The organism is Frondihabitans australicus, assembly GCF_003634555.1.
GTDB classification, from domain to species: domain Bacteria; phylum Actinomycetota; class Actinomycetes; order Actinomycetales; family Microbacteriaceae; genus Frondihabitans; species Frondihabitans australicus.
In genome coordinates this window covers 1-15,597 of the sequence record NZ_RBKS01000001.1, presented here as the reverse complement: position 1 = coordinate 15,597, position 15,597 = coordinate 1, and the positions used below count along the sequence as shown (strand labels likewise).

Sequence of the window (15,597 nt, the reverse complement as noted above, 5' to 3'; positions counted from 1 at the left end):
TCACAGTCGCCATGAGTTTCGGGTCCCATGGCAATACCCCGACTATAGATGACCCCCACTCAGGTGCCATCCCCCCCTAAAGGGGGACACGCCGTGACCCCCTACCTGGGGGCGCTGCCCGAGAAGACCGTGATCGGGATCCCGACGTGGTAGTCGACCGTGATCTGGACGTCGGAGCGGTCGGCCTCCGGCAGCGTGAACGTGTAGGTGCCCGTGCCGGACTGGCCCTTGTCGATGGAGGCGGGAAGCGGCTTCTCGTTGCTGGTCAGCTCGTCGGCCGGCGTCTTCGACGAGCCGTAGGTGACGTTGACGACGACGCTCGACAGCGGGATGGCGGCCGAGGTGTCGTTCTGGAACACGACGTCGAACCGGATCGCGGGTCCGGAGATCTCCCCCACCCCGTCGCCCTTGCCCTGGACGGCCTGGAGGTGCGCGAGGGTGACGTGGACGCCGGAGACCGGGGTCGCCGTGGCGGTGAGGGGGACGGCCTTCGCCTGGGTGCCCGGCTTGGCCGTGCCCGTCGGCGTGACGACCTTCCCGGTCGCCGCCGGAGCCTTCGTGGTCGGGGCCGGCGTGTAGACGGACGACGGCGTCGGCGTCGGCAGGACCGACTGCGAGATCGATGGCGCAGGGTCGTGCGACGGGTCGAGCGACCGGATCAGGAAGACGACGACGAGGGCGACGACGACCACGATGGCCGAGACGACGATGACGCCGCGCCTCGTGATCCGTCGGGCGGCGGGCTGGGGGGAAGAGTTGTCGGACATGCCGGCTCCTTGGCGAGACGCAGCGATTCGGGCGCTGGCTGACGGTGTCGCGACGGGCCGAGCGACACCTGCTGTTAGCATGACCGGACCGTGGCCTCCTCATCATCGCACGCCCGCCGCCGACGTCCGATACCCGTGTCCGGGGCACTCGCGGCGGCCCTCGGTGCGGTCGGTGCGGTGGTGGCGTTCCTCGGCTCCTGGAACGTCTCGCTCTGGACCGACGAGGCCGCGACCATCTCGGCGGCCCGGCGCACGCTGCCCGAGCTGTTCGCCCTGGTGAGCCACCACGACGCCGTCCACGCGCTCTACTACCTCTTCATCCACGTCTGGTCGGGAGTCTTCGGCTACTCCGAGGTGGCGCTGCGGATCCCGAGCGCTCTCGCCACCGGCGGCGCCGTCGTGGGCGTGTACGTCCTGGCGGTGGCCGTCGGCCGCGCCGACGTCGCCGTCGAGGCGGCGATCATCGCGATCGTGCTCCCCCGCATCACCTGGATGGGCATCGAGGCGCGCTCCTTCGGACTCAGCGCGACGATCGCGGTGTGGGCGACCGTCCTCCTCGTGACCGCCCTCCGCAGCGGTCGCTGGCGCTGGCCGGTCTACGGCGTCCTCGTCGCTCTCGGCATCGCGATCAACATCTACGTCGCCCTCCTGGTCGTCGCGCACCTGGCCACCGTGCTCCTCACGCGCACCCGCTGGCGAGTCCGCCTCCTCTGGCTGGCCGCGGCCGCCGCCGGCACGCTCGCCGCGTCGCCGGTCGTCCTCGAGGCCGCCTCGCAGAAGGGACAGCTCGGCGACAACGCGCTCTCGCTGGCCACCATGGCGAGGCAGGCGCTGATCAACCAGTGGTTCCTCGGCGCGACGCCGACCCCCGTCACGCAGAGCGACCAGGGCACGTCGGCGTGGGCCGTCGCGGCCGTGGTCATGGCCGTCATCGGGTGGGTGCTGGTGGTCGCCGGGGTGCTGCGGGCTCTCCGCGAGCCGGGGGCTCGGCCGGGGGTCGCGGCGACGCTGCCCTGGATCCTGCTGCCCACCCTGATCGCCATCGGCTACTCGGCGGCGGTGAGCCCCCTCTACAACTCGCGGTACTTCACCTTCGCCGCACCGGCGGTGGCCCTGGCGATCGCCCTGGGCCTGCGGGCGATCCCCTGGGAGATCGGGCGGATCACGGCGCTGGTGGCGATCGCCGGCCTCAGCGTGCCCATCTACGTGTCGCAGCGCCAGACCACCGGCAAGAGCGACGCCGACTGGTCTCAGGTGGCCGGCTTCGTCGGCGCGCGCGCGAAGGCGGGCGAGGGGGTCTACTTCTCGCCGCTGGAGCCGACGGCCGACACCGCGATCGGCCGCACCACGCGGTACATCGACACGGCCTACCCGAGCGCGTTCGACGGCCTCGTCGACGTCACGCTGCGCACGACGGGTGCGCAGGATGCGACGCTCCGCGGCACGTCGTACCCGCTCGCGTCCTCGACGTCACGGCTCGACGGCCTCTCGGCCGTGTGGGTGATCCGGCCGAGCGACTACCCGGCGTCGGGCGCGGACGCCGACGACGCGCTGCTGGAGAAAGCGGGCTTCCGGGCCTCGACGACCTGGCGCGGGCCTTCCGACAGCGTGGTCGAGTTCGTCCGCTGACGAGGCCTCCGCGGCACCGCCGCCAGCGCGATCGCGAGGACGATGTACGGCGCGTCGGTCTGCCACGGGCCGAAGAGCGTGAACCAGATGGCCGTCGCCGTCATGAAGACCGATATGCCGCTGGCCGTGCCGTCAGCGATGCGCCGGCTGAGGCTCCACAGCAGGGCGATCAGGGTCACCGCCACGAAGAGCAGCCCCACGATGCCGGCCTCGGCCCAGAGGTCGCCGAAGACGGAGTGCAGTTCGAAGTGCCCGCCGAACATGTACGAGTCGACGTAGTTGTTGTCGGGGTCGTAGCCGATCGCCGCCAGGGCCGACTTCGCGACGCCGATGTCCGCCCAGCTGGGGGCGACGCCCGCGCCGTACCCGCCGGGGTTCGAGCGCATCAGGCCGAGCGTCGCGGCGAGCTCCGGGCGTCCGCCGAGGATCAGCGAGCCCGACGCCTGCACCTGCGCCAGCGACCGCGCCTGCGTCGCCGACCCGAGGTAGCCGCCGAGGATGGCAGCCTGGCCGACGACCCACACGACGATCGACACGACGACGAGACCGGCGAAGACCAGGATCGCCGAGCCCTTGTGCCCGGCGCGGAAGAACGGTAGCTGCGCCACGACGAGCACGGCGGCGAGCAGGAGCAGGCCGAACGCCGACCGGGCATCCGTCACCGCCGAGATCCCGGTCAGCGCCAGAAGCACCAGCACCTCGGCCCACCAGCGCCGGGTCATCCTCGCCAGCGCGAGGAACGTGATCGCGACCGGGAAGTAGAACCCGAACTTCCACGGGTTCGAGTGGAACAGGCTCGACGACGGCGCGATGGAGAGGAACAGGCCGATCCCGAACCAGAACGCGACCCAGGACGGCGAGAGGACGGAGCGCGCCCAGAGCAGCAGCCCGACGCCGAGCAGCGACCCGATGAGGAGGACGGTCGTCGACGTGGCGATGCTGGTGTCGACCGTGCGGGTGCCCGATCCTGCGATCTGCAGCCAGAGGCTCGAGACGACGGCCAGGGCGCCCGTGGCCAGGATCAGCGGGGCGAAGCGGTACCGGCGCACGGTGCCGAGCCAGAGCGGGAAGAACGCGGCGGCCACGAGGTAGCCGACCAGGACGCTCTGGGGAAGGGTGATGCGCATGGCGAGCACCACGACGCTGGCGGCCGCGAGCGCGCGGACCACCTGGTCGGTGATCACCCGGTCGCGGCCGCGGAGGATCCGGGCCGTGACGAGCGAGCGGGTCGGGGACCCGGCGCGGACTCTTCGGGGAGCCTCGTCGATGTCGGTCATCCGACGAGCATAAGCGCAGGCGAGGATTCGTCGAAGCCCCCGTGTGCCCTGGCGCTGTACCCCGTTCGGGCCCCACCCCGACGGGGGCTGTCTGCATTTTTGCTGATCCGGAAGGCTGAATGCATATCGGGGCTATAGTTGTCGAATCTTTCGGTGTCCCCCTTCCGGGGGTCATGGCTCCGCATTCCTCACCAGTCGTCGCCGTCAACGAAACGAGCCCCGTGTGAAGTCTCCAGCCCACCGCCAAAGGCCCGCGCGCTTCCGCAAGACGATCGCGCCGGCTCTCGGTCTCGCGGTGGGCGTGCTCGTGGCCGCCATCGTGCCGTCCCAGCTCGCGAGCGCGACGCCCACGACGGTCGCGAGCGACCTCTTCGCCCGCTCGGTGTCGTCGGGCTGGGGCACTGCCCCCACGGGTGGCGGATGGTCGACGTCGAAGGCCGGGTCGGCCAGGTTCTCGGTCTCCGGCGGGCGCGGGATCATCTCGAACCTCAAGCACGGCAACTCGGCGACGGCGACCCTCGGCCGCGCGACGGCGGGCGACCTCGACCTGTCCGCGGTCGTGACCGCGCCGAACCAGCGGGCCGGCCTCTACACGGCGCTCGAGCTGCGCACCCAGAGCGACGGCTCGCGCTACCGCGGCCGCCTCACCTTCGGCAGCACCGGCACGGCCGTCCTCTCGATCTCGCGCGTCAACAAGAAGGCCGAGCGCAACCTGGCGACGGTGAAGCTGCCGTTCACGGTCGCGCCGTGGGCCAGCGTCCACGTCGAGTACGAGGTGACCGGCACGTCGCCGGTGACGGTCCGCGGCCGTGCCTGGACCACCGGCACCGCCCCGTGGTGGCAGATCCAGACGGTCGACTCGTCATCCTCGCGGATCGCCGCGCGCGGCCACCTCGGCTTCTGGGAGTACGCCAGCGCGTCGAACCGCCCCGTGATCCAGAACGCCGTCGACGACTTCACCGCCACCGCCGACCCCGAGTCGGCGACCGGGCCGACGACGACCAGCCCGCCGGTCGTCTCGACGCCGCCGACCGACGCCGATCCCAGCGCAGGAGCAGCGACCATCGGCACCACCGACTACGCCCCGCCCGCCGGCGCCCTCTACGTCTCCCCTGCGGGTGACGATTCCGCCTCGGGCGGCCTCACCTCACCGTTCCGCACGCTGGCGCACGCCGTCGACGCGGCGGCCTCGGGGCAGACGATCGTGATGCGGGCCGGCGTCTACAACGAGTCGGTGACCGTCCCGACGTCGAAGTCGCTCACGATCCAGGCGTACCCGCACGAGGCGGTCTGGATGGACGGCTCGCAGGCCGTGACGAGCTGGACCAGGACGGCACACGGCTGGACCACCCCGTGGAGCTTCTTCCCGAGCAACGCCATCGACGGCATCGCCGACAACCCCCGCTACGTGTCGCCGACCGACCCGCTCGCGGCGCGCATGGACATGGCGTTCCTCGACGGCTCGCAGATGACGCAGGTGGCGACGGCCACCGACGTGAAGGCCGGCGACTTCTACGCCGACCCCTCGGGCCGGACGATCACGATCGGCACCGACCCCACGGGCCACGACCTCCGCATCTCGAACCAGAGCCAGGCGCTCTACTTCAAGTCGACCAACGACACGCTCCTCGGCATCGGCGTGCGGCGCTACGCCAGCACCGCCGCGACCATCGGGGCGGTGCGCTTCGAGAACACCGGAGCGAAGGTGCAGAACGTCGAGATCGACGACACCTCCTACATCGGCATCAACGTGTCGAACAACGGTGGCGCTCTCGACCACGTCACCGTGAAGCGCGCCGGCATGCTCGGCGTCGGCGTCAACGCCTCCTACGGCTTCTCACTGACCAACTCGGAGATCGACGACAACAACTTCTCGCACTTCAAGGCCGCGCCCGTCTCGGGCGGGGTCAAGGTGACCAGGTCGCGCGGCGTGACGGTCAGCGACAACGTCTTCGACGGGAACGACTCCACCGGGTTCTGGTGCGACGAGTCCTGCTACGACGTCACCGTGACCGGCAACACCGCCACCGACAACACCGACGACGGGTTCTCGATCGAGCTCTCGCAGAAGGTGCTCATCGCCGACAACACGGTCACCGGCTCCGGCGCCGACATCAACATCATCGACACCGGCGACGTCAGGATCATCAACAACTCCCTCGGCAGCGCGACCACCTTCGCGATCCGGCTCGCCCAGGACTCCCGGACCGCGGCGCAGACCAGCGTGCCCGGCCACGACCCCAGGCAGCCGAACCCCGACCCGACGGTTCCGTGGCTCACGAAGGGCGTGCAGATCGAGAACAACGCCTTCGGGACGAGCGGCAACGGCTACCAGATCTACGGTCTCGACATGGTCGACAAGCAGGTGACCATCACGGGCAACATGTTCAACCGCCGCGTGACGACGAGCAACCCCACGCTCGTCGCCTGGGGAACCTCGGCGACGACGGGCGACTACGTCCACGTGCAATCGCCCGAGCAGCTGAACCAGGTCGCCGGGGTCTCGTGGGTCAACCAGCAGACCGACGAGGCGCTCACGCTCTCGCAGATGACGTCGGCACTGTCCGCCGCGGCGCCCTCGACCGCGACGCCCCTGCCCTCCGACATCGCGACGCTCATCGGGCAGTCCGCGGGGCTCAAGCACATCGGGGCGTTCTAGCCCTGACGGGCGGCCTCCCCGATCCTGCGCCCACGACAGAGCCCCGCTCGACCTTCTCGGTCGGCGGGGCTCTCGTCGTGCGGCGGGATGCGCTCAGCGCGGGTGGATCGTGGGCGTGCCCTCGATGGCGTCGGAGGTCTCGCCGATCGCCGAGGCGGTGTTGTCGAGGACCGCGACGAGGCGCTCGATGCGCACGTCGGGGCTCGACTCGAGCGCGCGGGCGATGGCGTCGTGGTACTGGTCGATCATGCTCTGACGCGCACGCGCGCCCGTGGCCGTGAGGGCCAGCAGGAGGCTGCGGCGGTCGTTCGGGTTCGGCTCGCGCTCGACGAGGCCCGCGCCGACCAGCCGATCGGTCATGGCGGTCACGGCGCCCGTGGTGATGTCGAGGTGGGCGGCGAGCGCCTTCGGGGTCAGATCGGCGACCGCGCCGACGTGCATGAGCGCGTTGAACTCGAGCGGGCTGAGGCCGACGCTCGCGGCGAAGACGGTGCGGAGCCGGCGGTGTGCGGCGTCGGCGGCCGCGGTGGCGGCGGCGACGGCCTGCACGACGGGGCTCTCGCGGGTGAGCTGCTCGTCGCGAGGGGTCGGCGTCTCGTCCGCTGGTTCGGGGACGGGAACGGGGATGGTCACGGGGCACTCCTGGTGCAGAGAAGTCGGGAGGGATACGCGTGCGGGGGAACACGGACGGGCTTTGTGGCCCACGTACATATTCGCAGGAGAGAGGGGGGTCGGATTTGCCCCACTAGTGGGGGTTTTGGCCGACGACCGTGTATCCCCATCATTGAGTAGCTTCACAAGTGAGCAATCAACCGGCTCCCACAAACCACTCATCGAGACTCTCACTCGAGACCACAACCTCAACCATCAAGGAATCAGGCATGTCCAGCACCCAGAACGTCGCGAAGGCCAAGCGCCTCCGTTTCGCCCCCCTCGCCATCGCCACCGGCGTGCTCGGCGCGGTCCTCCTCTCGGTCTCGATGTCCGGCACCCTGTCGGGCTTCGTCGCCAGCATCACGAACTCCAGCAACACCGCCGCTTCCGGCGCCCTGGTGATGCAGGAGCAGAACGCGGCCGGCACCGTCTCGTGCAACTCGACCGACGGCACCGGCGGCATCTCGACCAACTCGTACTCCTGCGCGACCATCAACAAGTACGGCGGGTCGACGACGATGATCCCCGGCCAGACGGTCACCACCTCGATCAAGATCAACAACACCGGCACCGTCACGGCGAACACCTTCACCCTCACCGGCGGCGCCTGCACGCAGGGCACCAACGGCGCGCTGAACGGTACCGCCACCGACCTCTGCTCGCAGATGACGGTCGCGATCACCAACACGACCACCTCGTCGAGCGTCTTCACCGGCACCCTCGCCGCGTTCGCCGCCAAGGGCGCGATCAGCCTCCCGGTGCAGGCCGCGGGCGCCTCGACCACCTTCTCGATCGCCGTCACGCTCCCCTCGAGCGCCGGCAACACCTACCAGGGTCTCTCGGCCTCGCAGCCGATGACCTGGACCTACAACAGCTAGCAGTAGGCCCGCAAGACTCGCCGGTCGGGTCCGCACAGCCCGCGGACCCGCCCGGCGAACCACCCGAAGCCCCCACCCGGGCAGAAGAGAACAGAACTCATGTCGGACGTCACCACCCTCGAGGTTCCCCCCGCCTCGACGGGCGACGGACATTCGGGTCCGACACCCGTGGCCGATCCCCCCCGAGGCCACCGAGTTCAGACCCTTCTGATCTGGGCGGGGGCTTCGCTCGTCACCGCCCTCGTCGTCCTCGCCCTCGTGTTCCACGCCCAGGGCGGCCGCTGGTTCATCGTCGAGACGCCCTCCATGGGCACCACCGCCCCGGTCGGAACGCTCGTCCTCTCGACGCCGGTGAAGGCGCAGGATCTGCGAGTCGGCGACATCATCACGTTCCACCCGCCCACCGAGCCCTCCTCGGTGTACACCCACCGCATCGCGGCGATCGACGCCTCGGGCATCTCCACCCGCGGCGACATCAACGGCGCCGACGACGGCTGGAAGCTGCACCAGAAGGACCTCATCGGCGAGACCACGACGATCCTCCCGGCCGTCGGCTGGCTCGTGCGCGGGCTGCCGATCCTCGGCGTCGGGTTCGCGTTCGTGATGTTCGCCACTCGGCTCATCGCCAACCGGGCGCGTCGGCAGTCGTTCCGGATCCTCGGCTTCTCGATGCTGCTGTCCGTCACCGTCTACGTGCTGCGACCGTTCGTCGGCCTCGTGGTGCTCACCACCCAGGCCACGAAGGCCGGGGTCAGCGCGACGATCGTCTCCACCGGGATCCTGCCGATCACGGCGACCGCCCAGGGCGGCTCGAGCGTGAACCTCTCCGCCGGGCAGGTCGGCACGGTCACGGTGCCGGCCTCCGTCGGCTCCGGCCACTACGCGCTCTCGTCGGCGCTCCACCTGACCCTGCTCGAGTGGATCCTGTTCGGCGCCATCTGCGCGATCCCTCTGCTCTGGACGCTCATCGTCGGGCTCCCGTCGACGCCGGACGAGGAGTCCGCCGCGTGAGCGCTCGCCTCCTGCGGCGCTCCGGACTCCTGCGGCGCTCGGGGCTGTTCTGGCGCGCGGGGCTGTTCCGGCGCTCGGGGCTCCTGATCGCCGGGGCGGCGTCGCTCGCGCTGGCTGCGGGCCTGTTCGCCGCACCGGGCTCGTTCTCGGGCTACGTCGCCAGCGTGACCAACACGTCCAACGTGTCGGGGACGGCTCCGTACTTCACCTGCGCCGGAGCCCTCGCCGCCGATCGCGCCTCCTCCCTCTTCACCCTGCCGCTGAACGAGCCGTCGAACTCGACGACAGCGGTCGACACCGACTCCGGCGCCTACCCCGGCACCTACCGCGGCGCGATGACGACGTCGACCGCGACCCCGATCGCGTGCTCCCGCGACACAGGCGGCGCCTACGTGCTCAACGGCTCGACGAGCTACGTGTCGACCGCGACATCGTTCGCCAACCCGCAGACGTTCAGCCTCGAGATCTGGTTCAAGACCACGGTCGCAGGAGGCAAGCTGATCGGCTTCGGATCGTCCCAGACGGGCGCCTCGGGGAGCTACGACCGGCACCTGTACATCGACTCCACCGGCAAGCTCGTGTTCGGCACGTACAACTCCGCGACGAAGACGATCACGTCGCCGTCGGCGGTGACCGACGGCGCCTGGCATCAGGCCGTGGCGACCTTCTCGGCCTCCACCGGCATGAACCTGTACCTCGACGGCGCCCTCGTCGCGTCGAACAGCACCTACACGGTGGCGCAGAACTTCACCGGCTACTGGCGGATCGGCTACGACTCGCTCTCCGGCTGGCCGAACGCGCCGTCGAACCTCTTCTACACCGGCAGCCTGCGCTGGGCGTCGGTGTACTCCACGGTGCTCACGACGACGCAGATCCAGAACCACTACAACGCCGGGCGCTGACGCGGCGCCAGGCGGCGCCTCGCTCAGAGGTCGGCGATCGTCCAGCTCGCGCGATGCGACGCACCCGGGGCGAGGACCACGAGGTCCTCGCCGGTGGTGAACGCCTCGGGCGGGCAGGTCATCGGCTCGACGGCGAGCCCCAGACGGTTCAGGTCGGCCTCGGGGCGGTCGGCCGTGTGGATCTGCACCCACGGCAGCTCGGTGCCGAACGTCATGCGCCCTCCGGCGCCGTCGGGCGACGCCACGGTCACCGTCGCGGCGCCCGTCTCGTCGCGCGCCAGGTCGGTGAAGCAGTGGTCGACGAAGAGGTCGCCGATGGCGTGGCCCTCACGGAAGTCGAATCCGGCCCGCTCCGTGACCGGCTTCACGCCCACGCCGATGAGGCGGTCGTCGGTCACCTCGAGATAGCTCCCCGCCGGGAGGGTGAGCGTCCAGTCGTCGACGCGACCGATGCCTGCGCTGAGGTACGGGTGCGGTGCGGTGCCCCACGGGGCTGCGTCGCGCCCCTCGTTGACGGCCTCGACGGTCGTCGTGAGGCCGTCGTCGCCGAGCACGTAGGTGACCGTGACAGCGATCGGCCACGGGTAGCCGTCGCTCGGCACGACGTGGGCCCGCAGGACGGCCTCGGCGTCGGTCGCGGAGACGACCGCCCAGTCGGCCCAGGCGAGGAGTCCGTGGAGGGCGTGGCCGCGGGACGGCTCGGTGAGGGCGAGCTGGTACTCGGCGCCGTCGAACGAGTACGTGCCGTCGACGATGCGATTCGGCCAGGGGGCCAGGATCGCGCCGCGGAACACGGGCCGGATCTCGTCGGCCTCGAACGGCACGACGAGGTCGCGGCCGTCGACGGTGAGGCTGCGGAGGCTGGCGCCGACGCTGGCGACGTGCGCCTCGTAGCGGCCGCGGCGGAGGGTGATCGGGGTGCCGGAGAGAGGCGTGGTCATGGCGGGCCTTTCGGGGTGGTGTCAGGAGGAGGCGCTGCTGCTGGAGCGGCGGACTTTCAGCTCGTAGTCGACCGTGACCTGGACGAACGGCTCCCCCGGCGACGCTATCCGGTCGACGAGCAGGTCGACCGCCCGACGCGCGATCTCGGCCCGGCCGGGCGAGATCGACGTGAGCTGCGGGGTGGCGTAGCGGGCGTCCTCGGTGTCGTCGATCCCGACCACGGCGACGTCCTCGGGGACGCGCAGACCCGCCTCGAAGAGTGCGAACTGGGCACCCAGCGCGAGGATGTCGTTGAAGGCGAGCACCGCGTCGAACCTGGTCCCGGAGCCCAGCGCCTCGGTCACGGCGTCGGCTCCGCCCGCGCGGGTCCAGGGCACCGCGGCGGCGATCAGCCCGGGATCGAGCTCGAGGCCGGCGTCTCGGAGGGCGAGGTCGCACCCGCGGGTGCGGAGGGCCGCGGTGTGCGACGGGGTCGTGCGGGCGGAGCCGACCACCAGGATCCTGCGCCTGCCCGTCTCGAGCAGATGGGTCATGGCGGTGCGAGCCACCTCGACGTCGGCGATGAGCACGTGGTCGGCGAGACCGTCGAACTGCCGCTCGCCGATGATCACGAGCGGCAGGCCGGTGCGCACGTGCTCGACGTCGTCGGGCCCGAGTGCGAGGGGGTCGAAGATCGCGCCGTCGATCCGCTGCCGCCTGGCCCCCGCGAGGGCCTCGATCTCGCGCTCGCGGTCGCCCGACGTCGTCTCGACGAGCACCGTGAGACCGTGCGGCGCGGCCGCCTCGATGACGTCCTGCGCCAGCTCGGCGAAGTACGCCTGCAGCTCGGGGACGATCAGCGCGATCATCCCCGAGCGGCCGGCGCGGAGGCTCCGCGCGCTGGCGTTCACCCGGTAGTCGAGCTCCTCGACGGCCGCGGCGATCCGTGCCCGGGTCTCCGGGCGCATGTGCGGGTAGTCGTTGAAGAAGTTCGAGACGGTCTTCACCGAGACGCCGGCGCGGGCGGCGACGTCGCGCATGGTGGGGTCGGGGCGGGGCGCAGGAGGCACGGGGTCGATTCCGCGGGCTCCTGCGCCTCCGGTCTCGTCAGCGCTGTCCGGTTCAGGCACGGGCCAGGCGCACCACGTTCCACGACAGGGGCGGCATCGTCACCTCGAGCACCGCGCCGTTCCAGGCGGTGTCGGGGTTCGCGACCGGCGCCACCGAGTCGGCCGTGTCGACGGTGACCTTCAGGTACGGGTCGGGGTTCGACAGCTGCGTCGCCTCGACGAGGCGCATCGCGCCGAACGCCCGCGTGTCGACGTCGAGCGTGACCGAGTCGGTGAGCGAGCGGTTGATGGCGAAGACGGTGAGTTCTCCGGTCTCGGGATCGTGCGTCGCCACGGAGTCGACGGTGGCGACGTCGCCCTGCTTCTTCGTCTCGTGGGTCGGCGACTGGGCCTCGACCCTCAGCACGTCGCCGGTCGCGAACCGCGACGCCTGGGCGAAGGGGTGGAACGTCGTCTGCTTCCACGAGCGGCCGCCGGTCTCGGTCATGATCGGCGCGATGACGTTGACGAGCTGGGCGAGGCTGGCGCTCACGACGCGGTCGCTGTGGCGCAGGAGCGAGATGAGGAGGCCTCCGACCACGACCGCGTCGGCCACGGAGTAGTGGTCCTCGAGCAGCACGGGTGCGATCGGCCAGTCGTCGCCGGTCGGGTTCTGCGACGCCTCGCCGGTGAGGTACCAGACGTTCCACTCGTCGAACGAGACGTTGATCCGCTTCTTCGCCTTCTTCGCGGCACGCACGTGGTCGACGCTGGCGACGACGTCCTCGATGAAGTTGTCCATCGTGACGCCCGAGGCGAGGAAGCTGGCGAGGTCGCCGTCCTCCTCCCAGTAGTACGCGTGCATCGACACGAGGTCGACGTCGTCGTAGGCCTCCTCGAGCACCTGGCGCTCCCAGGTGCCGAAGGTGGGCATGCTCGAGCCGGAGGAGCCGCAGGCCACGAGGGTCAGGTCGGGGTCGACGAGGCGCATCGCGCGGGCGGTCTCGGCGGCGAGCCGGCCGTACTCGTACGCCGTCTTGTGGCCGATCTGCCACGGGCCGTCCATCTCGTTGCCGAGGCACCACATCTTCACGCCGTAGGGGTCGGCGGAGCCGTTCTTCTTCCGGAGGTCGGAGTGGAACGAGCCGCCCCGGCCGTTCGTATAGTCGAGGAGGTCGACGGCATCCTGCACGCCCCTCGTGCCCAGGTTGACCGCCATCATCGGCTCGACGCCCGCCTTCGCCGCCCAGCGCATGAACTCGTCGACGCCGACGGTGTTGGGCTCGGTGGAGTGCCACGCCAGGTCTTTGCGCGCGGGGCGGTCGGCGACCGGGCCGATGCCGTCCTCCCACCGGTAGCCGGAGACGAAGTTGCCGCCGGGGTAGCGGACCGTCGAGATGCCGAGCTCGCGGACGAAGTCGATCACATCGCCGCGGAAACCGTCCTCGTCGGCGGTGGGGTGGCCGGGGTCGTGGATGCCGCCGTAGACGCAGCGACCGAGGTGCTCGACGAACGTGCCGAAGGTCTTGCGCGAGACGGGGGCGACCACGAACGACGGGTCGAGGCTGAGGCGGGCGTGGGTCATGGGGCTCCTTTAGGGCTCGTGTACATCGTTGTAATGCTCGATTCTCTACAACGATGTACACGCGCGTCAAGGGGCGAGGCGACGCCCCGCACGACGAAGGCCCCCTGCCCGAGACGGGCGAGGGGGCCTTCGTGCGACCGGGGTCAGACCGCGACGGTGCCGAGCACCTCGTCGAGGAGTGCCGAGGCCTCCTCGTCGGTGGACTTCTGCGCGAGCGCGAGCTCGGAGATGAGCACCTGGCGCGCCTTGAGCAGCATGCGCTTTTCACCTGCGGAGACACCGCTGTCTTGGTCGCGACGCCAGAGGTCGCGCACGACCTCGGAGACGCTGTAGACGCTGCCGGAGCCCATCTTCTCGGTGTTCGCCTTGAAGCGACGCGACCAGTTGCCGGGCTCTTCGACGTGGTCGCTGCGGAGCACGTCGAAGACGGCCTCGACGCCCTTGGCGTCGATGACGTCACGGACGCCGACCAGGTCGACGTTGTCGACCGGCAGCTCGATGACGAGGTCGCTGGCGTGCACGCTCAGAGTGATGTATTTCTTCTCGGCGCCCTTGATGGTGCGGGTCTTCACCGCGGTGATGGTGGCTGCGCCGTGGTGGGGGTACACGACGGTCTCCCCTACTTCGAAAATCATCTAGTAGTGCCTCTTGATCTGTTGTGAGAGTTCGCGCCCGGCACGAGGTGATCTCGTGCCTGAGTGCTTCGACCAATGCCGGGCATCATCTCGGCAGTCTTGCCATTCTACCCGATAAATGGGGGGTATTATGCCGCGCTCCCCCTCGGGCGGCCGACGCTCTGAGCGAACCTCAAAAATCGATCATGCGACGAGCACGAGCAGGATCACGTTCAGCGCGATGAGCGCGGCCGCCGCGACGCCGGCGACGACGCTGGTCCACCAGCGGTTCCGCAGCTCCCCCATCACCCGGCGCGACGCCGTGAACAGCACGAGCGGCACCAGGGCGAACGGGATGCCGAACGACAGGACGACCTGGCTGATCACGAGCGCGGCGGTGGGGTCGACGCCCACCCCGAGCAGCACGAGGGCGGGCACCAGCGTGACCAGACGGCGATAGAGGATCGGCACGCGCACGTGCAGCAGACCGTGCATGATCTCCGACCCGGCGTACGCCCCCACCGATGTCGACGCGAGGCCCGACGCCAGGAGCCCGACGGCGAAGAGGGTGGCGACGACGATGCCGAGATGACTCAGGAGCGCGGCATACGCCCCCTCCAGAGTGCCGGTGCCCGCCACCCCGCGAAGCGTGCCCGCGGCGACGAGCAGGATCGCCACGTTGACCGTTCCGGCGACGGCGAGCGCGACCGTGACGTCGATGCGGGTCGCCCGCAGCAGCAGCCGCTTCGGGGCGGGAGACCCGTCGAACCGGTCGCGCGCCAGCGCCGAGTGCGCGTAGATGGCGTGCGGCATGATCGTCGCGCCGAGGATCGACACGGCCAGCAGCAGCGAGCGCGACCCCTCGAACCGCGGCACGAGCCCGCCGGCCGCCTGCCCCCAGTCGGGCCCAGCCACGACCAGCCCGGCGCAGAAGCCGACAGCGATCACGATGACCATGCCGGTCACCACCCGTTCGAACGACTGAGCGCGACCCCGGGTCTGCAGGAGCAGCAGCGCGAGCGAGATGACGCCAGTCACCATGCCGCCGACGAGCAGCGGCACCCCGAACAGCAGGTTCAGCGCGATGGCGCCGCCGATCACCTCGGCGATGTCGGTGGCCATCGCGACGACCTCGGCCTGCAGCCAGAACGCGATCCGCGCGCCCCGCCGGCCGATGCGCCGCCCGAGCAGCTCGGGCAGGCTGGCGCCGGTGGCGATGCCGAGCTTCGCGGAGAGGTACTGGATGAGCCACGCGGTCGCGTTTCCGGCGAGCACGACCCAGACGAGCAGGTAGCCGAAGAGCGCCCCCGCCGTCATGTTGCTGGCGACGTTGCCCGGGTCGAGGTAGGCGACCCCCGCGACGATGGCGGGGCCGAGCAGCGCGGCGACGCGCGGCGCCGGGCGCGCACGTGCGGCCTGAAGGGTCACGCGCTCTCCGTTCCGCTCGGGACTCACAGAGTACGGGGTGCCGCCGACACGGGCGCACGGTCAGACGTCGCCGACCTCGTTGAACCTCTCCAGGCCCGTGGCGAGCGCGTCGATCTCCTCGTCCGTCCAGCTCTCGAAGCGACGGCGCAGCTCGCGGTGGTTCGCCTCGAGCGACTTCGCCAGGAGGTCGGAGCCACGGGCCGAGAGGGTGAGGATCTGGCCG

General features: G+C 70.5%; 13 protein-coding genes. 5 read left to right on the top strand and 8 right to left on the bottom strand.

Features of this window, described 5'->3' with window-relative positions; translation table 11 throughout:
• Positions 1 to 101 precede the first annotated feature (101 nt).
• Positions 102 to 767 (bottom strand): hypothetical protein, encoded by a 666-nt coding sequence (locus C8E83_RS00070; RefSeq protein ID WP_121367856.1) that lies wholly within the window; start codon positions 765 to 767, stop codon positions 102 to 104.
• Between the two features lie 135 nt (positions 768 to 902).
• On the opposite strand from C8E83_RS00070, the gene C8E83_RS00065 reads away from it, so the two are divergent.
• A complete protein-coding gene (locus C8E83_RS00065) occupies positions 903 to 2,396 on the top strand; it encodes a glycosyltransferase family 39 protein (RefSeq protein ID WP_170159799.1) in 1,494 nt (497 codons plus the stop codon).
• Here C8E83_RS00065 and C8E83_RS00060 read toward each other — a convergent pair.
• A complete protein-coding gene (locus C8E83_RS00060; protein ID WP_121367854.1) occupies positions 2,285 to 3,673 on the bottom strand; it encodes a hypothetical protein in 1,389 nt (462 codons plus the stop codon). The genes C8E83_RS00065 and C8E83_RS00060 overlap by 112 nt on opposite strands.
• A 223-nt stretch (positions 3,674 to 3,896) precedes the next feature.
• Here C8E83_RS00060 and C8E83_RS00055 point away from each other — a divergent pair, with 223 nt between their 5' ends.
• Complete coding sequence (locus C8E83_RS00055; RefSeq protein ID WP_121367853.1) at positions 3,897 to 6,332, top strand: right-handed parallel beta-helix repeat-containing protein; 2,436 nt, start codon at positions 3,897 to 3,899, stop codon at positions 6,330 to 6,332.
• Positions 6,333 to 6,425: 93 nt separating this feature from the next.
• Here C8E83_RS00055 and C8E83_RS00050 read toward each other — a convergent pair whose 3' ends face one another.
• Positions 6,426 to 6,965 carry a MarR family winged helix-turn-helix transcriptional regulator gene (locus C8E83_RS00050; protein WP_170159798.1) on the bottom strand — a complete coding sequence of 180 codons (540 nt, stop codon included), beginning with the start codon at positions 6,963 to 6,965 and terminating at the stop codon, positions 6,426 to 6,428.
• A gap of 248 nt (positions 6,966 to 7,213) precedes the next feature.
• Here C8E83_RS00050 and C8E83_RS00045 point away from each other — a divergent pair, with 248 nt between their 5' ends.
• From C8E83_RS00045 to C8E83_RS00035, 3 genes are all read left to right on the top strand, one after another.
• A complete protein-coding gene (locus tag C8E83_RS00045) occupies positions 7,214 to 7,864 on the top strand; it encodes a COG1361 family protein (RefSeq protein ID WP_121367851.1) in 651 nt (216 codons plus the stop codon).
• A gap of 168 nt (positions 7,865 to 8,032) precedes the next feature.
• Positions 8,033 to 8,875, top strand: coding sequence for a signal peptidase I (locus C8E83_RS00040; RefSeq protein WP_170159797.1), 843 nt, complete (start codon positions 8,033 to 8,035; stop codon positions 8,873 to 8,875).
• Positions 8,872 to 9,777 carry a LamG domain-containing protein gene (locus C8E83_RS00035; RefSeq protein ID WP_245981296.1) on the top strand — a complete coding sequence of 302 codons (906 nt, stop codon included), beginning with the start codon at positions 8,872 to 8,874 and terminating at the stop codon, positions 9,775 to 9,777. The genes C8E83_RS00040 and C8E83_RS00035 overlap by 4 nt, the downstream gene beginning before the upstream one ends.
• Positions 9,778 to 9,800: 23 nt before the next feature.
• On the opposite strand, the gene C8E83_RS00030 is transcribed toward C8E83_RS00035, so the two are convergent.
• The 5 genes from C8E83_RS00030 to C8E83_RS00010 all read right to left on the bottom strand — a co-directional run bounded on the left by C8E83_RS00030 (position 9,801) and on the right by C8E83_RS00010 (position 15,374).
• Entirely contained in the window at positions 9,801 to 10,718 is a 918-nt protein-coding gene (locus tag C8E83_RS00030) for an aldose 1-epimerase family protein (protein ID WP_121367849.1), read from the bottom strand.
• Positions 10,719 to 10,739: 21 nt separating this feature from the next.
• Positions 10,740 to 11,828, bottom strand: coding sequence for a LacI family DNA-binding transcriptional regulator (locus tag C8E83_RS00025; RefSeq protein WP_245981294.1), 1,089 nt, complete (start codon positions 11,826 to 11,828; stop codon positions 10,740 to 10,742).
• A complete protein-coding gene (gene arfA / locus C8E83_RS00020; RefSeq protein ID WP_121367847.1) occupies positions 11,821 to 13,332 on the bottom strand; it encodes an arabinosylfuranosidase ArfA in 1,512 nt (503 codons plus the stop codon). Before arfA ends, C8E83_RS00025 begins: the two co-directional genes overlap by 8 nt.
• A gap of 143 nt (positions 13,333 to 13,475) precedes the next feature.
• A complete protein-coding gene (locus C8E83_RS00015) occupies positions 13,476 to 13,967 on the bottom strand; it encodes a CarD family transcriptional regulator (protein WP_121367846.1) in 492 nt (163 codons plus the stop codon).
• A 183-nt stretch (positions 13,968 to 14,150) separates the two neighbouring features.
• Positions 14,151 to 15,374, bottom strand: coding sequence for an Nramp family divalent metal transporter (locus C8E83_RS00010; RefSeq protein ID WP_121367845.1), 1,224 nt, complete (start codon positions 15,372 to 15,374; stop codon positions 14,151 to 14,153).
• Positions 15,375 to 15,597 lie beyond the last annotated feature (223 nt).